The 21,568-nt window shown below is 40.1% G+C and carries 18 protein-coding genes; 8 read left to right on the top strand and 10 right to left on the bottom strand.

What is annotated here, in order from left to right:
- Window positions 1-109 precede the first annotated feature (109 nt).
- On the bottom strand, window positions 110-1,510 hold the full coding sequence (asnS, locus tag AB4298_RS19280) for an asparagine--tRNA ligase (RefSeq protein ID WP_371987982.1): 1,401 nt from the start codon (window positions 1,508-1,510) through the stop codon (window positions 110-112).
- Window positions 1,511-1,661: 151 nt separating this feature from the next.
- On the opposite strand from asnS, the gene AB4298_RS19275 reads away from it, so the two are divergent.
- A complete protein-coding gene (locus AB4298_RS19275) occupies window positions 1,662-1,997 on the top strand; it encodes a hypothetical protein (protein ID WP_248997208.1) in 336 nt (111 codons plus the stop codon).
- Between the two features lie 66 nt (window positions 1,998-2,063).
- On the opposite strand, the gene AB4298_RS19270 is transcribed toward AB4298_RS19275, so the two are convergent.
- Complete coding sequence (locus AB4298_RS19270; protein WP_371987981.1) at window positions 2,064-2,651, bottom strand: CoA pyrophosphatase; 588 nt, start codon at window positions 2,649-2,651, stop codon at window positions 2,064-2,066.
- A gap of 89 nt (window positions 2,652-2,740) precedes the next feature.
- On the bottom strand, window positions 2,741-4,246 hold the full coding sequence (pabB, locus tag AB4298_RS19265; RefSeq protein WP_371987980.1) for an aminodeoxychorismate synthase component I: 1,506 nt from the start codon (window positions 4,244-4,246) through the stop codon (window positions 2,741-2,743).
- A 192-nt stretch (window positions 4,247-4,438) separates the two neighbouring features.
- Between pabB and AB4298_RS19260 the strand changes: the two genes are divergently transcribed.
- Together AB4298_RS19260 and AB4298_RS19255 are read left to right on the top strand one after the other, a co-directional pair.
- The gene (locus AB4298_RS19260; RefSeq protein WP_248997205.1) at window positions 4,439-5,959 is read left to right on the top strand and encodes a fumarate hydratase; all 1,521 of its coding nucleotides are present in this window, start codon (window positions 4,439-4,441) and stop codon (window positions 5,957-5,959) included.
- Window positions 5,960-6,163: 204 nt separating this feature from the next.
- Entirely contained in the window at window positions 6,164-8,212 is a 2,049-nt protein-coding gene (locus AB4298_RS19255; RefSeq protein WP_371987979.1) for a dipeptidyl-peptidase 5, read from the top strand.
- Between the two features lie 85 nt (window positions 8,213-8,297).
- On the opposite strand, the gene AB4298_RS19250 is transcribed toward AB4298_RS19255, so the two are convergent.
- The 3 genes from AB4298_RS19250 to AB4298_RS19240 all read right to left on the bottom strand — a co-directional run bounded on the left by AB4298_RS19250 (window position 8,298) and on the right by AB4298_RS19240 (window position 11,862).
- Window positions 8,298-8,864 (bottom strand): prepilin-type N-terminal cleavage/methylation domain-containing protein, encoded by a 567-nt coding sequence (locus tag AB4298_RS19250; protein WP_371987977.1) that lies wholly within the window; start codon window positions 8,862-8,864, stop codon window positions 8,298-8,300.
- A gap of 283 nt (window positions 8,865-9,147) precedes the next feature.
- Window positions 9,148-9,708, bottom strand: a complete 561-nt coding sequence (locus AB4298_RS19245) for a type II secretion system protein (RefSeq protein WP_371987976.1) — start codon at window positions 9,706-9,708, stop codon at window positions 9,148-9,150.
- 570 nt (window positions 9,709-10,278) lie between these two features.
- On the bottom strand, window positions 10,279-11,862 hold the full coding sequence (locus tag AB4298_RS19240; RefSeq protein WP_371987975.1) for an isocitrate lyase: 1,584 nt from the start codon (window positions 11,860-11,862) through the stop codon (window positions 10,279-10,281).
- 110 nt (window positions 11,863-11,972) lie between these two features.
- Here AB4298_RS19240 and AB4298_RS19235 point away from each other — a divergent pair, with 110 nt between their 5' ends.
- A complete protein-coding gene (locus AB4298_RS19235; protein ID WP_371987974.1) occupies window positions 11,973-12,929 on the top strand; it encodes a LysR family transcriptional regulator in 957 nt (318 codons plus the stop codon).
- A gap of 191 nt (window positions 12,930-13,120) precedes the next feature.
- A complete protein-coding gene (locus AB4298_RS19230; protein ID WP_371987973.1) occupies window positions 13,121-15,292 on the top strand; it encodes a malate synthase G in 2,172 nt (723 codons plus the stop codon).
- A gap of 140 nt (window positions 15,293-15,432) precedes the next feature.
- Here the strand turns inward: AB4298_RS19230 and AB4298_RS19225 are convergent, their stop codons facing one another.
- Genes AB4298_RS19225 through AB4298_RS19210 form a run of 4 tightly spaced genes read right to left on the bottom strand, consistent with a single transcriptional unit; the run spans window position 15,433 to window position 19,929 of the window.
- Complete coding sequence (locus AB4298_RS19225) at window positions 15,433-17,511, bottom strand: response regulator (protein WP_371987972.1); 2,079 nt, start codon at window positions 17,509-17,511, stop codon at window positions 15,433-15,435.
- A gap of 10 nt (window positions 17,512-17,521) precedes the next feature.
- Window positions 17,522-17,854 carry a hypothetical protein gene (locus AB4298_RS19220; RefSeq protein ID WP_371987971.1) on the bottom strand — a complete coding sequence of 111 codons (333 nt, stop codon included), beginning with the start codon at window positions 17,852-17,854 and terminating at the stop codon, window positions 17,522-17,524.
- 10 nt (window positions 17,855-17,864) lie between these two features.
- Window positions 17,865-19,052 carry an EAL domain-containing response regulator gene (locus tag AB4298_RS19215; protein ID WP_371987970.1) on the bottom strand — a complete coding sequence of 396 codons (1,188 nt, stop codon included), beginning with the start codon at window positions 19,050-19,052 and terminating at the stop codon, window positions 17,865-17,867.
- 10 nt (window positions 19,053-19,062) lie between these two features.
- Window positions 19,063-19,929, bottom strand: coding sequence for a helix-turn-helix transcriptional regulator (locus tag AB4298_RS19210; protein ID WP_371987969.1), 867 nt, complete (start codon window positions 19,927-19,929; stop codon window positions 19,063-19,065).
- Window positions 19,930-20,347: 418 nt separating this feature from the next.
- Between AB4298_RS19210 and AB4298_RS19205 the strand changes: the two genes are divergently transcribed.
- The 3 genes from AB4298_RS19205 to AB4298_RS19195 all read left to right on the top strand — a co-directional run.
- The gene (locus tag AB4298_RS19205) at window positions 20,348-20,878 is read left to right on the top strand and encodes a hypothetical protein (RefSeq protein ID WP_371987968.1); all 531 of its coding nucleotides are present in this window, start codon (window positions 20,348-20,350) and stop codon (window positions 20,876-20,878) included.
- Between the two features lie 18 nt (window positions 20,879-20,896).
- Window positions 20,897-21,130, top strand: coding sequence for a hypothetical protein (locus tag AB4298_RS19200; protein WP_371987967.1), 234 nt, complete (start codon window positions 20,897-20,899; stop codon window positions 21,128-21,130).
- A partial coding sequence (locus tag AB4298_RS19195; protein ID WP_371987966.1) for an Ig-like domain-containing protein occupies window positions 21,117-21,568 on the top strand: 452 nt, incomplete at its 3' end. The genes AB4298_RS19200 and AB4298_RS19195, both read left to right, overlap by 14 nt.

Here is a 21,568-nt window from a genome sequence, read left to right as displayed (position 1 = left end):
TTCATTGATGTTAGCGGCCTAATTTGACAGGATTATATCCTACAAAAAAGCCTCTCATATGAGAGGCTTTTACAATCATTAGACGCTAACCTTAGTTAGCCAAAAATAACTAGAAGTTTGCAGACTTAGGCGAACGTGGGAATGGAATAACGTCACGGATGTTAGAAACACCTGTTACGTAAGATACCAAACGCTCGAAACCTAGACCGAAACCTGCGTGTGGCACTGTGCCATAACGACGTAAGTCACGGTACCACCAGTAATCTTCTTGGCTCAGTTCCATTTCAGCAAGGCGCGCGTCAAGTACGTCTAAACGCTCTTCACGCTGTGCGCCACCGATGATTTCACCGATCCCTGGAGCTAGAACGTCCATTGCTGCTACAGTTTTACCGTCGTCATTTAAGCGCATGTAGAATGCTTTAATGTCTTTCGGGTAGTTCTTAACAACAACTGGTGCCTTGAAGTGCTCTTCTGCAAGGTAGCGCTCATGCTCTGAATGTAAGTCGATACCCCATTCAACGTCGTACTCAAAGTCTTTATCACAAGCTTTAAGAATTTCGATAGCATCAGAGTAATCGATTTGCGCGAAATCACTGGTTACGAAGTTTTCTAGACGAGAAATAGCGGTTTTCTCTACACGTTGTGCAAAGAACTCAAGATCGTCACGACGCTCTTCTAGTACGGCTTTAAAACAGTACTTAAGCATATCTTCAGCAAGTTTTGCTGCATCATCTAGATTAGCAAAGGCCACTTCAGGCTCAACCATCCAAAATTCTGCTAAGTGACGGCTAGTGTTTGAGTTCTCTGCACGGAATGTAGGGCCAAAAGTATAAACTTTTGATAATGCACACGCGTAAGTTTCTGCGTTCAACTGACCTGATACCGTTAGGAAAGACTCTTTACCAAAGAAGTCTTCACCGTAATCAACAGTACCTTTGTCAGTACGTGGTAAGTTCTCAAGATCTAAAGTTGATACACGGAACATCTCACCAGCGCCTTCTGTATCAGATGCTGTGATAAGTGGTGTAGAGACCCAGATATAACCTTGTTCGTTATAAAAGCGGTGAATCGCTTGAGATAAACAGTTACGAACACGTGCAACTGCACCAATAATGTTAGTGCGTGGACGTAGGTGAGCAAGCTCACGTAAATGTTCAATCGAGTGACGCTTAGCTGCCATTGGGTAGGTGTCTGGATCTTCAACCAAGCCAGCAACCTCAACCTTAGTCACTTGCATCTCGAATGCTTGGCCTTGGCCTGGAGATTCAACAACTTCACCAGTCATTACAACAGAGCAACCAGCAGTAAGCTTTAACACTTCGTTGGTGTAATTTTCTAGATTATTTGGCACAACACCCTGAATAGGATCGAAACATGAACCATCATAAACAGCTAGGAATGAGATCCCAGCTTTAGAATCGCGACGGGATCTAACCCAGCCACGCACTGTGATTTGCGAACCAATCGCAAAGTCACCTTTAAACACAGAAGCGACAGATGTAATGCTCATTGTTGCTTAGTTCTCCAACGAAACGTTTTTTTAAATAATTTGGAGGTTTATATTACCTGTATAAACACTTTTCTCAAGTGGAAAGTAGGGTATCTTGGTGCCTAAATTGTTATTCTGACGACAATCATGACAAAAACTACGGATGGCTTGCATGAATAGAGCAAAATTGTTCCAATTTATACTGTCGGCACTATCGATAATCGGCTGGTCTTTGGCTATTTATGCACTAATGCTATTTGACCAAGCGCGTCCAGACACCGCAATTGGTTATTACCAAAGTCATGGTGCTGAAATTAGGCTTGAATGGGATCCTAGTAAAACCGTTTTACTAGAACATATCATTTGGATCTGTGCGGGACTTAGTTTTGTCAATCTAGCATTTAACTTCTATATCGCCCAACATAGTAGACTCGGCTGGTGGGTAAATATTCCGTTATTATTTTTATGTTCGTTGGCTGCTGGTTTGTATATTCGCTTTGTAGTGTAGTGAATTCCCTGAGTACTCAAGATTTCTTCATATTTATCACTTAGCAGAGCAATCTATAAATAAGGCTTATCGTGGGCTGGGACTCAGCTGCCTACAAAGTAAATCAATCATCGCTGCGGTTGCTCCCCAAATAAAATGCTTTTTATATGGAATGAAGTGAACTGGGTAACTTATACCTCTGCGCTCAAATCTCTGTGTATGACGATTATATTGTTTTAATAGGAAAGATAGCGGTACGGTAAAGTATTCATCGACTTCACCGGGATCAATAACGGGCACAAAACTACGTTTAACAATCGCCACAAAAGGCGTGATTTCAAAGCCTGTAAATGTTTTATGTGCCGGTAATGCGCCTATGACCTCAACATTACTGGCTACCAGACCAATCTCCTCTTCGGCTTCTCTTAACGCAGTAGCTTGATAATTTGCATCCGTATGTTCAACTTTACCACCTGGGAAGCTAATTTGTCCTGGATGTGCTCTGAGATGGGGTGGCCGTTTAGTTAGGATAAGCTGTAATTGGTTATCGATTTCATATATAGCGATTAATACAGCTGCTTGGCGTAATTTGTTGTCGCTAGGGTTAGCGTCGATTAAGTCCAGCATTGGCAAAGTGTTCAAACTATATCGAGCCCTAAACTCTGCCAAATCCATTGCTATATTCCTATTATGTAGTAAGTACTGATGATACTAGCCAATATGTGGAACTTATCAGCTAAGAATTAACCCATTACGGCTTTTAGTTATGAAGCACTATCCATGTTTGATAGTACTGGTAAAATCCGGCTAACCTTATCAAATGTCTCTTGATACTCAGACTCAAGCTTGGAATCAGCGACAATTCCACCACCAGCCCAGCAATGAATGATCCCTGTGGTTATATTCGTGCCTTGTACTATTGCTCGTTCTGCTACTAATGTGCGAATGGTGATACTGGTATCCATATTGCCATCTTGGCTGATATACCCAATAGAACCACAATAGAGACTTCTTCTTGAGGGTTCAAGCTCCTCAATTATCGACATGGCACGGATCTTAGGTGCGCCGGTAATTGAGCCTCCGGGGAAGCAGGCCTTTAATAAATCGGTTGGGCTAAGTTCTGGTTTTAGCGTTGCCGTAACAGTACTCACTAGGTGATGGACGGCAGGAAAGCTTTCTACGTCGAATAAACTAGGTACTGAAACGCTACCAGCGACCGCAACCTTGCCAATATCATTACGAAGGAGGTCAACAATCATGAGGTTTTCTGAACGATCTTTTTCAGAAATACGTAATTGCTGCGCAAGCTCAATATCACGCTCTGGTTCGTTAGATCTTGGCATAGTGCCTTTGATCGGTTTGGTTTGCACTTTAGTATCTTGATGCTGAATAAAGCGTTCAGGCGAGATAGATAGTAATGCATGTTGCGGCAATCGCATAAACGCTGAAAATGGTGCGCCATTAGTCTCTCGAAGAGCTTTGTAGGCTTGCCATTCATTACCTTGATACTCGGCACTGAAGCGTTGAGTTAGGTTTATCTGGTAACAGTCACCACTTAACAGATATTTTTGTACTTGCTCAAAACGCTGCTGATATTCTAATTTTGTGAATTGGTTATGCCACTGACTAGTCAATTTAAATGTGCAGTTAGTTTTTTCAGTTAGGTATTCATCTTGAAAAGTATCTGTGAGTTTATTCAGCCGTACTTCAAGTTCTATCATTGCTTGCTCAGATAGATAATGAACTAAATGCCAGCAGCTATCCTGATAGTCAAAAATAAGCGCCCAGTCATAAAAACCTACATTGAGTTCAGGTAAGGCAATATCGTTTGTTGCGATAATTGGTAAAGACTCAATACCCCGACCTAAATCATAACTAAAACTGCCCATCGCCCCAGCGCTAAAAGGCAATGAGCTGGTTTTAGATTCTGGGTAAAGCTCTTTTAGTAATTGGTTTAACAGCGTAAATGGTGAAATATCAGTATTGTTATATAGCTGAGTTTCAACTTGGCAGGCTTGATTGTATTGTCCAATAGGAAAAAGGGGCTGTCTGTTACGAGAGTAAATAACAGTGGTTGTTTCAAGCTTAGTTACTATAGTGGCAATAGGTTCGGCACAGATCACATCATATTTTGCATCACAGTGATCTGCATTGGCGGAATCGAGTAAAATTGCCCACTGAGTATCCTCAAAAAGCGCAAATACTTCAGTTGTGCTCAAATTCCAATCAAGACGCTTGGTGAAAACAGCTTTTTGCGTCAATTTGTTCATCTATTAACCCTATCTAAAATGTGATGTTTAACTAAAACTCGCGAAAGAGTATCATATTGCTTACACAAGTAATAAAAACAAAATACGTGAGCTTTAATGGCGACTGAAGTCATTAACACCGAGCAATTGAACAACTAAACATTGCGTGTGACTTCAGCCAATTTATAAGTGTCTGCTAAAAAGGAAGTGTCTGTGAGCAAAGAAGTCCCTGTAATCAAGCAAGCCGATCTTATTGAAAGCGTTGCTGATGCCCTACAATATATCTCTTATTATCACCCAAAAGACTTTGTTGATGCGATGAGCGAAGCTTACGAACGTGAGCAAAGTGCTGCCGCTAAAGATGCAATTGCGCAAATTCTTATCAACTCACGTATGTCTGCAGAAGGTAAACGTCCGCTATGCCAAGACACGGGTATTGTAACCTGTTTCGTTAAAATCGGTATGGGCGTTCAGTGGGATAAAACCGATATGACCGTACAGGAAATGGTTGATGAGGGTGTACGTCGCGCTTATACCAATCCTGATAACCCACTTCGTGCGTCAATTGTTGCCGATCCTGCTGGTGGCCGTAAGAATACCAAAGACAATACGCCATCAGTTGTGCATGTTGAGATGGTGCCTGGTAACCATGTTGACGTGGCTATTGCTGCTAAAGGTGGCGGTTCTGAAAACAAATCTAAGATGGTGATGTTAAACCCATCTGATGATATTGCTGCTTGGGTAGAGAAGACTCTACCAACAATGGGCGCGGGTTGGTGTCCACCGGGTATGCTGGGTATAGGTATTGGCGGTACAGCGGAAAAAGCGGCTGTAATGGCAAAAGAGTCATTAATGGATCCCGTTGATATCCATGAACTACAAGCTCGCGGGGCTGAGACCACAGATGAAAAACTACGTTTAGAGATTTTTGAACGTTCAAATAAATTAGGTATTGGCGCGCAAGGTCTTGGCGGCGTAACTACTGTACTTGATATCAAAATCAAATCTGCTCCAACACATGCTGCGTCTAAGCCTGTTGTGATGATCCCTAATTGTGCGGCTACACGTCATGTTCATTTCCATTTAGACGGTACAGGTCCTGCGGATCTTAGCCCACCTTCACTTGAAGATTGGCCGGAAATCACTTGGGAAGTGGGTGAGAGTGTTCGCCGTGTTGATTTAAACACAGTGACTCAAGCCGAAATGCAAGAGTGGAAGAGTGGCGACACCTTATTGCTGAACGGCAAAATGCTAACAGGTCGTGACGCGGCCCATAAACGCATTCAAAGCCTAATAGAAAGTGGTGAAGGTCTGCCTGAGGGTGTCGACTTTAAAGGTAAGTTTATCTATTACGTGGGTCCAGTTGATCCGGTTGGTGATGAAGTTGTTGGCCCAGCAGGTCCTACAACCGCAACACGTATGGATAAGTTTACTGAGCTAATGCTTGAGAAAACAGGTCTTATGGGCATGATTGGTAAAGCTGAGCGCGGTCCTGCAACGGTTGAATCAATAAAACAACATAAGTCTTGTTATTTAATGGCTGTAGGCGGCGCTGCTTACCTCGTTTCTAAGGCTATTAAGAAAGCACGCGTTGTGGCGTTTGAAGACTTAGGCATGGAAGCAATTTACGAGTTTGATGTAAAAGATATGCCCGTAACTGTGGCGGTTGATTCTGACGGGGTTAATGCCCATGAAACCGGTCCAGCAATTTGGAAGGTTAAGTTACAAGGATAAGCTTAATTTTTGGCTTGCTATTTAGCCCATTCGTTAAGTCGACTGAAATAATTTGTTGCAGTCGGTTTTGCTAGAAAGGCTTAGGCATATTGCCTAAGCCCTCTATTTTGGCTAATGTGCTGGTCAACTGACAAATAAATCAGTGTGTTACAAATTGAACTGAAAACGATAACCACCATTAACGATAACAATAAGATAATTACGATGAAAAAAACTGCAATCATAATGGCGCTTGCGTCTGCAGGCATGGTTTTTAGCGCACAAGCCGCATCTCCAAAGCCTTTTACCGTTCAAGACTTAGTTAAAATGAATAAGCTGCATTCAGCAGTATTGTCTAATGACGGCACAAAAATTGTTTATGCCGTGAAAAATATTGATGCAGAAGGAGAGTCGACAACCGACCTTTATCTGCAAGATTTAAGCTCTACAGCTCAAGCAAAACAGATCACCAGTGCAGCCGGTACTGAGCATAGCGTGACCTTTGGTCCAAATGATAACAGTATCTATTTTTTAGCTGCGCGCGATGGTTCAAGTCAGATCTACAAGTTGGCACTTGATGGCGGTGAAGCGATTCAAGTTACCGATTTCCCTCTGGATGTTGAAGGCTTTAAATTATCACAAGATGGTAAACAAGCCGTTGTGAACATGCGTGTGTTCCCTGAGTGTAAAGATCTTGCTTGTTCTAAAGACAAGTTTACCGAAGACGCTGAGCGTGACACCACGGGCCGCGAATATAAACAGTTAATGGTGCGTCACTGGGATACATGGAGCGACCATTCAAGAAGCCACCTGTTTGTCGCCCAATTAAATGGCACTAAAGTCACTGATGCAGTTGATGTAACCGCAGGTCTTGATACTGAAACGCCGCCTAAGCCATTCTCGGGCATGGAAGAAGTAACCTTTACGCCAGATGGTAAGCATGTGGTTTATACCGCTAAAGCACCAGGTAAAGACCAAGCTTGGATCACCAACTACGATTTATGGAAAGTGAGCGTGGCTGGTGGCAAGGCTGAGAACTTAACTGAAGCGAATAAAGCGTGGGATGCACACCCTACGTATTCTGCTGACGGTCGCTACTTAGCGTACTTTGCGATGACGAAGCCCGGTTTTGAAGCTGACCGTTACCGCATTATGCTGCGCGACACTGTAACAGGCCAAGAGAAAGAAGTGGCGCCGTTATGGGATCGTAGCCCAAGCTCATTAGCATTTGGTAAAGACAATAAGACCTTATATGTTACCGCGCAAGATGTTGGCCAAGTGTCTATTTTTGAAGTTAACACTCAATTTGGTGATGTAAAGACTATCTATAACGAAGGTAGCAACAGCATTGTTGGTGTAAATAACGACAAGATTATCTTTAGCCATAAGTCATTGGTTGAGCCGGGCGATCTTTACACCATGAACCTTGATGGTCAGGACGTCAATCGCATTACTGACATCAACAAAGATAAGCTTGCTAAGGTTAAGTTTGGTGAGTATCAGCAATTTAGCTTTAAAGGCTGGAATAACGAAGAGGTTTACGGTTACTGGATCAAACCTGCTAATTACAAAGCGGGCGAGAAGTACCCAATTGCCTTCTTAGTGCACGGCGGTCCACAAGGCTCGTTTGGTAACTCGTTCAGCAGTCGCTGGAATCCACAGTTATGGGCGGGTGCCGGTTACGGTGTGGTGATGATCGACTTCCACGGCTCTACAGGCTACGGACAAGCATTTACCGATTCAATCACCCAAGATTGGGGCGGTAAGCCGCTTGAAGATCTGCAAAAAGGTCTAGCAGCTGTGACTAAGCAGCAAAAATGGTTAGACGGCGATAATGCCTGTGCATTGGGCGGTTCTTATGGTGGTTACATGATGAACTGGATCCAAGGTAACTGGAATGACGGCTTTAAGTGTCTGGTTAACCATGCTGGCTTATTTGATATGCGCTCTATGTACTACGTAACTGAAGAACTTTGGTTCCCAGAGTTTGAGTTTGGTGGCACATACGATAAAAACAAAGAGCTGTATGAGAAGTTTAACCCAGTAAACTATGTTGAAAACTGGCAAACACCAATGCTTGTTATCCATGGTGAAAAAGACTTCCGTGTTCCTTATGGTCAAGGTTTAGCGGCGTTTACTTACATGCAGCGTAATGGCATTCCATCTGAGTTATTAATTTACCCAGATGAAAATCATTGGATCCTAAACCCAGACAATTTAGAGCAATGGTACGACAATGTACTTGGTTGGATGGATCGCTGGACTGAGAAGTAAACAAGCATTTATTTGCGCGATATAATAAAAAGCCAGAACTTAGTTCTGGCTTTTTATTGGTTTTCAATTATTTATAATTTTAGGTTCAACAGTCTTGGCTAAACACTTCGACTGAGTATTCACGCTGTTTAGTCGGCTGACGGTACTCAATATGACAATGAAAGCGTCGATTGCGTATATCAGCTAATTTATTCTGCCATTTAATCGGTACGATCACTGCAGTGGTGGAACTGAGAAGTGAAGCCCTAGCGATCAGGAATTCCTCCTTAGGTAAACCAAAAGCACTGCGATAGTTATTATTGATGATATTGTTGGTCTTAATTGGCGCAAGCGGGTAGCCATTGCTAACAAAGACTTTAGTACCACCCACTTCAATATAGTATTCACCAAATAGACGATGACAATGTGGATGTTTAGAAAATAGAGAACAGCCTGCAAGAGTATGGATGTTCTCGATCGCGCTCTTTGTATAAATCATTTTGCTTTGAGCATTCACTTTACTCGCGATATTTTGAAGCTGAGCAATTTGTGCGTCTCTTCCTAAAGCTAGTAACTTGGGTAAAGCGATTACAGCGATTATCGCAAGTATAACGATGACCATAACCAGTTCAATTATTGTAAAGCCGCTTATAGGCTTGTTTTGTGCGCGCATACAATCTGTCTGAGTTTGCAAAAGTGCGAAGACTATCGATTGTTCTTAGTCTTAACAAGCGGCGTTTTACTAGGCTTAAAGAGGTTATTTTGTTATTGAGCGTAAGCTCACACTTAACTATAAGCCATTGTTCATTTAGTAATTTGTTTATAACTTTTAAGCTACATCTTCTGCTAAATAAGATTGTACTGAACTGCTTTCATTGAAATATAGTTTCACAGTATTGTGTTTAGGGCGCACTAAAGTGATGCTTTCTCGCTCTAATCAAAATGATTTGTAGAGATTAGCAATTTTGTGAGTAAACCTGCAGTTTGTACCTCGTTGTGGGTGTTGGTGAAGTATATTCAATATGGCACTGAAAACGACCATCTTTAATTTCATTGAGTTTATGGCGCAATTGAGCAGGGACTATAGCGGTTGCTGAACCATGATGCCAAACCTGAGTGAACGCAAAGTCTGATTCTGGTAAGCCAAATGCTATTCTATAATTAGGCTCGACAGCAGGACTATAAGAAAGTGGTGGCAGTGGATAGCCTAGACTCACGTATAGGCGAGTTCCGGAAACATCAACAAAATATTCTCCAGCCATGACATCCCAATTAGGGTGTCCACCACATTGATAGCTGCAGCCTTCAAGCTGTTCAATATTGTCGAGTACACTTTTGCTGTAAACAAGCTGGTTTTGACTGTTTATGTTCGCAGCCAAGCTTTTAAGTTGTGAGATCCTAGCTTCTTGGCCAAAACCTGTAAACTTAGGCACAGCAAGTACCGTAATAACCCCTAAAAGCATAATAACAACGACCAGCTCCACTAGAGTGAAACCGTTGTTTTTAGTTGATGACAAGCAACAATTTGCGGTTAGATTTGGTGTTTGCTTTGTTGCGAATGACTTAGGTGAATCGAGAAAAATTGTAACAGTGCTATGTTTAAAAATCCTAAGAACTAGCAAAAAGCATAATAAGTGAAGCTGGGGGAAGATTGAAAAGGTATTTAATCGCATGGTTTAGTCTGGCTACAGGTACATGCGCCGCAGACTAACGTCCTCATGCTACAATCACAAGTAGTCATTGATACGTTTTGATACACATAGCCACTAACGTTAAGTTAGTCACAGTTTTTATTGCAACCCAATAAAATATGTTAAACATTTATTTTGTTGGTTAATACAAATCTAATTGTTATTAAGTGATATGTTTGGTTTGAATAATTTCAATACAAATAGAATGACGGGTATTTTTATTGCAATAAATTATTGTTTTACAAGACCTTAAAATATCTTTTTTATAGAAGGAAAACGTCAATCTAAGTAGGAAGAGGCCACATATAGTAAAAAGGCCTGCTTACTAGCAGGCCTTTCATAATTAGCTCATTAAATACTTAAGTCCACTTCAAAAACTCAAGATTAAATGACGACTTAGCTAAATTGGTTCATGGTGTTATCTTTACCAGATGCTTTTAGTGCTTGGTCACCAGAGAAGTACTCTTTGTGATCATCACCCATATCTGAACCTGCCATGTTTTGGTGTTTAACACAGGCGATACCTTGGCGGATCTCTTTACGCTGAACATTGGCTACATAACCAAGCATGCCTTGGTCGCCGAAATACTCTTTCGCTAAGTTATCAGTCGATAGCGCAGCAGTATGGTAAGTCGGTAGTGTAATCAAGTGATGGAAAATACCGGCTTCACGTGCAGCATCAGCTTGGAAGGTACGAATTTTTTCATCAGCTTGTACAGCTAGCTCGGTATTGTCGTAGTCCACGCTCATTAGCTTGTCACGGTCATAAGCGGATACGTCTTGACCTGCTTCATTCATTAAATCGAAAACTTGCTGACGGAAGTTTAGCGTCCAGTTAAACGATGGCGAGTTGTTGTAAACCAGCTTTGCGTTCGGAATGGTTTCACGGATCTTGTTTACCATTGCGCCAATCTGTGCAACGTGCGGCTTTTCTGTTTCAATCCACAGTAAGTCAGCGCCGTTTTGTAGTGACGTAATGCAGTCAAGTACACAACGTTCTTCACCTGTGCCAGCACGGAACTGGAATAAGCCGTTTGGTAAACGTGATGGCTTAACAAGTTGGCCATTTTGCTGAAATACCACATCACCATTAGCAAGATTGGCTGCATCTACCGCTTCAACTTGTAAGAATGAGTTGTATTGGTCGCCTAAATCGCCAGCTTCATTGGTTACGGCAATCTTTTGCGTTAGGCCTGCGCCTAATGAATCTGTACGCGCCACAATGACACCATCATCAATGCCTAGTTCTAGGAATGCATAACGAACAGCGTTGATTTTTGCTAAGAACTCAACGTGGGGTACGGTAACTTTACCGTCCTGGTGACCACATTGCTTAACGTCAGACACTTGGTTTTCAAGCTGAATACAGCATGCACCGGCTTCGATCATCTGCTTAGCCATCAGGTAAGTCGCTTCTTCATTACCAAAACCGGCATCGATATCAGCAATAATTGGTACAACATGGGTTTCGAAGTTATCAATTTTTGCTTGGATTGCCGTTTTTTCTGATTCAGCTGCAGCATCTAACTGGCGAAATAGACCACCGAGTTCACGGGCATCAGCTTGGCGCAAGAAGGTATACAGCTCTTTGATGAGCGAGGCTACAGATGTCTTTTCATGCATTGATTGGTCTGGAAGGGGACCAAACTCACTGCGCAGTGCTGCAACCATCCAACCCGAAAGGTAAAGATAACGACGCTTAGTGGTAAGCAAGTGCTTTTTAATAGAGATCATTTTTTGCTGACCAATAAATCCATGCCAGCAACCTAAAGATTGGGTGTACTGCGACGAGTCTTTGTCGTAGTTGTCCATATCTTCACGCATAATTTTTGCAGTGTATTTAGCAATATCCAAACCCGTTTTAAAACGGTTTTGTAGACGCATACGGGCTACAGACTCTGGGTTGATTGCATTCCATGCACTACCTTCACCATTAATCAAGGTAGCAGCTTCATCGATGTTTGTTCTGTAATTTGTCATGTGTCTATTCCTTTAACAATATGATTAGCGGCGATTGATTACGTTGAAAATATTAGTAAGATTTGTTTAAATAAGTCTAATTTATAGTTTCTATATCCGGTATTTGTTTTATGAATATATCTCGTATCGATCTGAATTTATTAGTTTATCTTGACGTGTTGCTACGTGAAAAAAATGTTACAAAGGCGGCAGATCAACTGGGGATCAGCCAGCCAGCTATGAGTAATGGCTTAAAAAGACTACGCACTTTATTTGACGACCCCTTACTGATCAGAACCAGCCAAGGCATGACACCTACAGAGCGAGCACAGGAGCTACAGCCTACAATTAGTGAGCTAATCATTGGCTTAGAAAAAGCGGTGCAACCTCGAGCTGAGTTTAACGCCGCACAAAGTGAGCAAGTGTTCAGAGTCATGGCTAGCGACTACGCAGAAGCTACGTTAATCCCACCACTTATCGCAAGGTTGCGTACTGAAGCGCCTAATGTGATCCTCGATATTATGACCCCAAGTGATGTGAGCTTCCCCGATGTAGAGCAAGGTCGAGTAGATATGGTGATCAACCGCTTCGATAGTATTCCGCAGTCGTTTCATCAAAAAGTGTTATGGAGTGATGACTTTAGTTGTCTGATTAGTAAAACAAATCCGGTTCTAGATAAGTTTTCATTAGACAGCTATTTAAAAGCGAATCATGTTTGGGTCAGTAAAACCGGCATGGGTGTGGGAGTGGGAATGGACCCAGGCGATGTGCAAAGGTTAGGTTGGGTTGATGAGGCCTTAACAAAAATAGGTGTACAGCGACGCATCACCGTGTTCACTCGCCATTATCAAGCTGCTTGTTTGTTGGCAGAGCAACAAGATTTGATCGCAACCATACCAAGTAAAATGGCAAAGCAGCACGAGAATAACGAGCGAGTTTGCATAGTTCCGCCGCCGTTTATCATTCAGCCTATCGCACTTACCATGGCCTGGAGCCCACTACTACAGCATAACCCTGCACATAAGTGGATGCGTCAATTGATCACACAAACTGCTGACAGTTTTGGTCGTGAAGGCTTATTAAAGTAACAAATTTACAGCGTTGTTGTTTATTTACGCAAAAAATGCATTTTTGATAACTATGGTGAATGCTGGATATAAATAGTATAAATTTCATAAATAATGTTGGCGTGGTATAGGCTAGTTAACGATAACGTAGTTGGATTAAGGCAATGGTTCGCCATTACTTACCTCTCTAATTAGATAAACAAGGGCATATTATGACTGCAAGGATCCGAGTCGGTGGATTACAAATTGCTAAATCACTTTGGGAATTAGTGGATAGTGAAATTTGCCCTGGTACAGGGATTAGTTCACAAATCTTTTGGCGTAAGTTTGAAGAGATCGTTAATCAATTAGGTCCCGTCAATAGGGCCTTACTGCAAAAGCGTGAACAGATCCAACAGCAAATAGATGAATGGCATCAAGGTAACGCAGGCAAACCATTTGTATTGTCAGACTATAAAGCCTTTTTAGCCGACATTGGTTACTTGGTTAAAGAGGGTGAGCCGTTTGCCATAACCACAGAAAACATTGACACTGAAATTACCTCTCAAGCGGGCCCTCAGTTAGTGGTGCCGGTTAAAAATGCCCGTTTTGCGCTCAATGCAGCCAACGCTCGCTGGGGCAGTTTATATGATGCGCTCTATGGCACAGATGCTATTTCTGTCGATGACGGCGCTGAGATAAGCAAAACTTATAATCCAATCCGCGGCACTAAAGTGATTGCTTTCGCTAAAAAGCATTTAGATACCGCAGCGCCTTTAGCTGTCGGTTCTCATGCAGACGTTACGCAATACTTTATTGAAGATCAAAAGCTACAAGTTAAATTTAACGATGGCACTCAAACAGGGTTACTGCATCCACAGCGATTTGTCGGCTTTAATGGAGGTCCTGCAAGCCCAAGTGCAGTACTTCTAGTCAATAATGGATTGCATATAGAAATCCAAATTGACCGCTCAAGTGTCATTGGGCAAACCGACTCGGCTGGGGTTAAAGATTTATTGGTGGAAGCGGCTGTCACCACCATTATGGATTGTGAGGATTCAGTTGCGGCGGTTGATGCTGAAGATAAAGTCGAGATCTATCGTAATTGGTTAGGTCTGATGCAGGGTAACCTCAGCGCAAACCTAAATAAGAACGGTAAAAAAATAACGCGTGAGCTTAACGACGACAGAGTGTATTGCGCCGCAGACGGTAAGAGTATTGTTTTGCCCGGACGTAGTCTACTGTTTGTGCGTAACGTAGGTCACTTGATGACTAACGATGCAGTACTTGATAAAAACGGTGACGAAGTGCCTGAGGGCTTTTTGGATGGCATGGTGACAGTTTTTGCAGCTATCCACGATCTAAAGGGTAATAATAACCAGCGCAGTAATAGCCGCAAAGGGTCGATAAATATTGTTAAACCAAAAATGCATGGTCCTGAAGAAGCGGCATTTACCTGTGAGCTGTTTACCCGAATAGAAGACGCGTTCAAACTGCCACGCAACACCATCAAAGTCGGCATTATGGATGAAGAGCGCCGCACCACAGTGAACCTGAAAGAGTGTATTCGCGCCGCGCGTGAACGAGTGGTGTTTATTAATACCGGGTTTTTGGACAGAACCGGTGATGAAATTCATACGTCTATGCTAGCTGGTCCATTCGTTGCAAAATCAGTGATGAAACAACAAGCATGGATTAAAGCTTATGAAGACTGGAATGTTGATATTGGACTTGAGTGTGGCTTACAAGGTCTTGCCCAGATAGGTAAGGGTATGTGGCCGATGCCAGACGAAATGGCAGCCATGCTAGAGCAAAAAATAGGTCATCCCAAAGCGGGTGCTAATACGGCTTGGGTGCCATCACCCAATGGCGCGGTTCTACATTCAACCCACTATCATCAAGTGAAAGTGACTGATGTGCAGCAAGAGTTAATGCAGCGTAAGCGAGCAAGTCTAGATGACTTATTAACCCTGCCTTTAATGCAAGAGTTGAGCGAACTGACTCACGAGCAAAAGCAGTTTGAGCTCGATAATAATGCCCAAGGTATTTTAGGTTATGTGGTTCGCTGGATTGATCAAGGCGTAGGTTGCTCAAAGGTGCTTGATATTAATAATGTTGGTTTGATGGAAGACAGGGCGACTTTACGTATTTCATCGCAATACCTTGCTAATTGGATACACCACGGTGTTTGCACTAAAGATGAGGTGATGGCATCACTTAAAAAGATGGCGTTAGTGGTTGATAAGCAAAATCAAACTGATAGTGAATATATCAATATGGCACCAGGTTTTGAGGGTATCGCCTTTAGGGCTGCTTGCGATTTGATTTTTAAAGGTAAGCAGCAACCGTCTGGTTACACCGAACCTTTATTACATGCTTACCGAAAGGAGGCCAAGGCTGGATGAAACGAGGTTAAATTAAACTAATTAACGTAAAACTAGCATAAAAACAGTTACCAAATAACGTTAGCCATTTACGCGTAATATAAGTTATTTGTGCTTAGCAGCACCATAAAATCTAATTTGGTTTTATGGTGCGGTGTTGACTATTTAGTATGTTCTTGTATCGCCTCACTAAGCTCTGTTGCCGAGATAGGCTTGGTCAGAACACTATGTATACCGTTTTGCAAAAATATTTCATGATCATGTTTCAGCGCATCTGCTGTTAGCGCAATAATCGGTGTGTGTAGCTTTAATTCTTCTCTTACGTAATGAGCAAATTCGACACCATTCATCTCTGGCATATTGATATCAGTAATGACTAAATCGATTTCCTTACTTTTTGATATTAAATCAACGGCTTCAACCCCATTGTCTGCACTTAAATATTGGTGTCCTAACTGCATAAGCTGTTGTTCTAACACGTAGCGATTAAACGGATGATCTTCAATAATCAAGATAGTGAGTACCTTTTTCTTAATGGTAGCGGTAATTAACTCTTTCTTTTTAGTTTGAGCTAGATCGCTTACCGCTTCATGGGCCTGTTTGATAACAAAAGGCAATACTAGATTAACTTCGCTCCCTATAAACTTTTCTGAAGATATTGAAAAGCTGCCGTTCATTAGATGTACAAATTCCTTTGCTACATTTGCCCCTAACCCAGAACTTGCAATATCATAGTTAGTTGAAAATTGTTTAAATGGCTTTGAGTAATAATTTACTTCCGCCTGATTCATTCCTACACCATTATCGATTACTTTTATAAATAGTTCGCCAATATGGTTGTTTTTTAAAACATAATAGTATTCTATCTCTACAAATTTTTCTGATTTGAAATTATCTCCATACTTAATACTATTGCTTACAATATTAATCAGTATCTGTTTTAATTTTACATGGTCTAGAGTTAGCTCTATGTCATCTTGAAAAATACTGTTTCTAATTTTAATATCACAATTTTTTTCTTTTGCTAGTAGAGTTAGCATTATCTTAAGATCTTGAAATACACTACTTAATAGCCTAGTGGTTGAAGAGGTTTCCATATTTCCTGATTCGATTTTTGATATATCTAAAATGTTATCAATATGATTTTTTAGTGTTTGGCTAGAAAGTTTTATTATTTTCAATTGATAATCAGAAATTTTATTGTCTTTAATTAACTCAACTGTGCCAATAACACCATTCAAAGGCGTTCGGATCTCATGGCTCATGGCAGCTAAAAATTTGGATTTTTCTTCAGTCTTAATGTTTAACGTTTCTTTTTGTACGTTTAACTTTTTAAAAATTGATATTAATATTGCTGTGTTTAATATAAATATTAATCCTAGGATTAATAATGGATAAGTGAGTAGCTGAATAAGGTTACTTCGTCCTTCAAGTAATCGCTGTATTGTATCTACAGATTGCTTAAATTTTGCAGATGTTGTTTCGATATAGGAAACGAGTTCAATCTTTTCAGATTTAAGATTTTCATTCTTAGTTACAAAATAGTTCAAATGTAATCTGAAGTGGTTTAGCTCATTTTTTGTTTCTAACCATAAACCTTTTTGAGCACTAGAATCTTGCTTTCCGACTAATGTGAGCGCATTCTTGAAAAGGATATCAATTTCAGACCTAACCTTTTGAATTTCTTCTTTGTTATCTATTAGCTGATATTCTCGGTCTAACTGTCTGATGTTTGATATAAATAATAAAATTCCATTTACGTTCTCATAAGAACGGTTTTCAAGCCTGTTTAAAAAAAGTGCTTTTTTATATGTGTTTTTAGCACTAGAGATCATTCTGGATTTTTCTTTATCCCTTTCTCTCTGTGTTTCTTTGAATGAGGCTATTTTCAATAGTGCTGTCACTTTAAGGTCTTTTATTTCATTGTTAAGCGATGAAACAGAAGACAATATTTCATTACTCAAAAAGAGTCTTTCACGGCTATTGAATTCTATCGTTTTGAGTTGTCCTAGGTTCTTCTCAACTTTATCAATACTCACAGAATGACTGTTCAATCCATCTTCAAGTTCATGGCGTAACTTGTATATACCTCGGGCCTTTTCAATAACCTTGTAGTGAATTTTTATGTTGTTGTTTTGCGCTTGTAGCGACAGGAATTGATAGAATGTTATAAAAATCAACAGAATAAGGGATACCCCGAGAGACATCTTTACTTTCTTGAAAATATTGATTAGTTTCATCTGACCTCGCCTAAACGTTCTCTAAATGTAACTTAAATAGAGTTGTGTATTGATCTATTAAGCATTCCAAATGAACAATGTTAGCCTGCAAATATTCATTATCATGGGACAAAAAAATAAGTATTGGTTCTATCCCTATTGTGTTGGTTGCGCCAATCATCTTATGTTTAACGGCTGATATTGAGTTTATATCGTCATCGTTAAGTGCATTAGTTAGTTTGGAGTAATCATCTAATAATGTAATAAAATACAGATTAAATAACTCAGCTAATATTACTCTATCATCTATACTTGTTACTTCAGAAAAGTTATTAACTATAGATTCAATACTAGTTGCTTTCATTCCAAATTCCTTATATTGCATTCAGTAATTCAATGAATTCTATGTCATTTACCGGTGGAGAAATGAGATAGCCCTGGACCAAGTCACATCCTAAATTAGTTAACTTTTCTAACACCTTGTCAGTCTCTACACCTTCGGCTATCACAGGAATGTTTAGTTCTTTTCCTAGCTTTATTAATGAACTTACGATAGCAACTTTTTTATCATCTTGAGTTAGGTTAACTATAAACTTACGGTCTATCTTAATTTCATTAAAAGGAAAACGTTTAAATCTATCAAAAGATGATTGATTTTCACCAAAGTCATCGATAGATAGGTTAAAACCTTTTAATCTAAGCCTTGTACAGACATCTAATAATGTTTTATTGTCAACATTTGTTCCTTCTAGCATTTCTAAAACAATCGACTTTTGCGGCAAGTCATAGTTTAACGCCAGTTTTTGAATTTTTTCCGGAAATGTTATATTTTCCATTATCTTCGGTGGTATATTAATTGAACTATTAAGGTTGTAACCTTTTTTTCTCAACAACTTTTGTTGTCTAAAGGTTTTATTAACGACTTGCCATGTAAGCTCCTCAAACTCGTCGGAGTCCAAATAAGGTAAAAACTGATAAGGAAGTAATACACCATATTTAGGGTGCATCAACCTGACTAAAGATTCGAAACCAACAATACCTTTACTTTTCAAACATATTTGTGGCTGATAAAACACACTTAAAGCAGTATTAAGGTTGTTGTGAACATATTCCTTTATGTCTAAAAGCGATGATGACTCTGTTTTATCATGTTTATCGCTTATGTCATCATCTATATTACTAGAACCTTTAGACTCAGTAATGGCATTGTAAATTAATGTAATTGGTAATTCTGGCTTTTTCACCATGCCGAGTATATTTACATTGTACATCGCTGCTAATTCACTAATAGAGGATAGCATTCCAGTTTCTACAGAACTGCAAAGTATCACTGATGGAGAGTTGGCAATTGATGATAGATTCCTTAATACATAAACACCATCTCCTTTCTCCATCATTAGATCTAGAATGATAAAGTCAATCTTTATGTTTTTTAATAGCTCAATACCTACTTCACCATTGTTTGCACAATAAACGGTAATGTCATTTGATAAATTTTCAAGCGAGGCTTGGTAAACATTTCTGATAAAATCATCGTCTTCGATTATGAGTATATTGAACATACGTAAACCTCTAAAGAAATTGTTTTTTTATAAACAATTGATAAAAAAGACCCGATGATTTTAAAAGATCAACTTCGGCGTACATAATGCTTAAAAACTTTCCTAAATTACATTCAGATTTTGTTTTGTACTCTTTGAAACCAAGGTTTTCAGCAATTACTTTCTGTTGCTTACTTTTGCAAATGATTGCGACTCTCTTTACATTTAAGTTGACAATCTCGTTAATCATTGTGGCAAGACAAATAATACTGACGCTTTTAGTGAGACCATAGTAACCACCAATAATCAACGAATCCTTGCATTCATCATTTTTGCAATTACTTACAAGAGGAAGTAGGTGATTTGATTCCCCTAAATATTGCCAAAAATCCCTATTACACATTAGGCAAACCGAGTAGTATCCTGTAAGCCCAGTATTGCTTAGGTATAGAGATGTTGTAACGCTAGAATCCAAATTGATAAAGTAATCTTCTTTTAATTTGAAAATAAACTCATTGATACTTTGCCAAATCGCTTTACCCTTTAGTTCGGAAAGATCACTTATATTTATAAAGCTAGCTTCATCAATATTGATCATTAAAGGTATTTTTTCCTTTATGGTCGAAAAAATATCATCATTTTCTATGTGTTTATCATTATTTAAATCCAGTTTATCTAGTGTGTGGGAATACCAATCAACCCCCAAAATATCTGCGACTTTGAGTTTTCGATAAAGTTGTGGGCTGGTAACGTTATTTTCCCACCGGCTTATGGTTACTGTATCTAAGCCATAAAACTCATCAGAGGCTGATGTAACGATTTGGACCAGTCGATTTTGAGTTAAATTGTTACGTTTTCTATAATCTCTAACAAAGTGTGCAAATAGTTCGTTTTCCATGTGCCGCCCAAAAGTAATTCACTTCTCTCATGTCTAACGCTATTTTCTTTTGAAAAGCAGGTAACCAACATAGCATTTATTATTTTTTGTGGTTTTAATGTGCTAAGCGGACTTTTTAAATATAATTAAACAACAGCTTGAGTATAGGCATTCTTGCTCAACTCGTAGAGTTTGTAACATTGGGAGGACTTAGCTTACCGCCTATGCATCGCTATGTATTTACCAATTTTGTGCTCAGACAACGGAAATTGCTCATATTGACTTGAGCTGAAAAGAGTTAATAATGGCTAGCTTTGCTAGTCACTAAAGGCACTGTAATGATTTGTTTGCAACAGTTTATTAACGACTTATGCTCAGGTTTAACTTGAACGGAGGATGAACTATGTTTGGTGATTATATAAAGCGATATCGCGAAAGGATGAATTATACACAAGCTGAACTGGTCACTCGTATTCAAACTGTCCATGAGTCCTTTAGCTCTCTTGATGAAATAACATTGTCTCGCTGGGAGAACGGTCACACTAAACCTTCAAACCGGAAACAAATTGCGCTACTCATTTTTTTCGACTTCTTAGATGACTTTAATAAGCTCTATAGTGATGACAAAAATCAATCCGGTAGACTCGATAAAGTCTTGTCAAAACGTTACAAAGACAATTTTTCAGATAGTGATAACCCATACGGAGTAAGCAGCCCTGAGGTCATAGTTAACTTTTATGAGGGCGTGCCTAAGGAACGATTAGAGTTTTATTGTGACTACATAGAGAAATTCAATGACGTAGAAGTAACTCCTACAGAGCTATCTAGAATGCACTCAGAGGTTGATAAAGTTGGGCTTTATGAATTTAAGTCGCAAACTGGCGCTATGCTCGGCCATTTTTTGTATATTATTGTAGATAATGATTTTATTAAAGGCACATTATCGAGCAAAAACAAGCAAGATATTTAATTCCCGAAAGGGGAGTCCTTGTATATATTAACAAGTTATAGCTCCTCTAAAAATATTTTCATGTACCATAACTATATAGTTTTAGATGCTATTCTTTCAGTCGATATTTTACCAAAGAACCTTTTCGCAAAGTGCTTCTTTAGCGAGTTAACTCCTTTTTTTGATGCAATGGGAGCAGAGGTCGTTGCAAAAGGAAAATTAACTGATGGTGGTGTAGAGTACAACAATAGACCGTATTTTGGTTGCGATTAATGTAACGGATAATGTGCCGCCTACGGCGCAAAATGTGCTGGCGAATACAGACAGTGAAACAGCTTTGGCGATTGATTTGAACGCTTCAATTGCGGACGCTGATGGCGGTACAGTGCGAGTGACTGGTATTAATCAGGGCGACAGTACTCGCTTTAGTTTAAGCGGTAACATCGTTAATTATGAGCCAAATGGGTTCATTGGCACAGACAGCGCGGTGTATGAGGTGAGTGACGGCCAGGGCGGTGTGGCGTTAGCGAGTATCGTTATCAATGTTGATGATGCTAACCCGTTAGTGCTTAATAATGTGCCAACAGCCAGTGATTACGCACAAGCAACGGCTAGCGATACGCCAGTGACGATTGATTTAGTGACAGCCGGGCTGATTGCTGATGCCGACAATGACCCATTAACAGTAACGGTGTTTAGTGGCCAAGGTCG

This window comes from Shewanella sp. 10N.261.52.F9, from assembly GCF_041471165.1.
Classification (GTDB): domain Bacteria; phylum Pseudomonadota; class Gammaproteobacteria; order Enterobacterales; family Shewanellaceae; genus Shewanella; species Shewanella marinintestina.
Note: the sequence above shows the minus strand (reverse complement) of the source record. Positions and strands in the feature narration are given on the sequence as shown.

Bases quoted from the DNA above. Each gene is read 5' to 3' on its own strand.
- AB4298_RS19230 (WP_371987973.1), top strand. From the start codon at position 13,121: ATGACTGCAAGGATCCGAGTCGGTGGATTACAAATTGCTAAATCACTT.
- AB4298_RS19210 (WP_371987969.1), bottom strand. From the start codon at position 19,929: ATGGAAAACGAACTATTTGCACACTTTGTTAGAGATTATAGAAAACGT.
- AB4298_RS19275 (WP_248997208.1), top strand. From the start codon at position 1,662: ATGAATAGAGCAAAATTGTTCCAATTTATACTGTCGGCACTATCGATA.
- AB4298_RS19215 (WP_371987970.1), bottom strand. From the start codon at position 19,052: ATGTTCAATATACTCATAATCGAAGACGATGATTTTATCAGAAATGTT.
- AB4298_RS19270 (WP_371987981.1), bottom strand. From the start codon at position 2,651: ATGGATTTGGCAGAGTTTAGGGCTCGATATAGTTTGAACACTTTGCCA.
- AB4298_RS19220 (WP_371987971.1), bottom strand. From the start codon at position 17,854: ATGAAAGCAACTAGTATTGAATCTATAGTTAATAACTTTTCTGAAGTA.
- AB4298_RS19235 (WP_371987974.1), top strand. From the start codon at position 11,973: ATGAATATATCTCGTATCGATCTGAATTTATTAGTTTATCTTGACGTG.
- AB4298_RS19225 (WP_371987972.1), bottom strand. From the start codon at position 17,511: ATGAAACTAATCAATATTTTCAAGAAAGTAAAGATGTCTCTCGGGGTA.
- AB4298_RS19255 (WP_371987979.1), top strand. From the start codon at position 6,164: ATGAAAAAAACTGCAATCATAATGGCGCTTGCGTCTGCAGGCATGGTT.
- asnS (WP_371987982.1), bottom strand. From the start codon at position 1,510: ATGAGCATTACATCTGTCGCTTCTGTGTTTAAAGGTGACTTTGCGATT.
- AB4298_RS19240 (WP_371987975.1), bottom strand. From the start codon at position 11,862: ATGACAAATTACAGAACAAACATCGATGAAGCTGCTACCTTGATTAAT.
- pabB (WP_371987980.1), bottom strand. From the start codon at position 4,246: ATGAACAAATTGACGCAAAAAGCTGTTTTCACCAAGCGTCTTGATTGG.
- AB4298_RS19205 (WP_371987968.1), top strand. From the start codon at position 20,348: ATGAATTATACACAAGCTGAACTGGTCACTCGTATTCAAACTGTCCAT.
- AB4298_RS19250 (WP_371987977.1), bottom strand. From the start codon at position 8,864: ATGCGCGCACAAAACAAGCCTATAAGCGGCTTTACAATAATTGAACTG.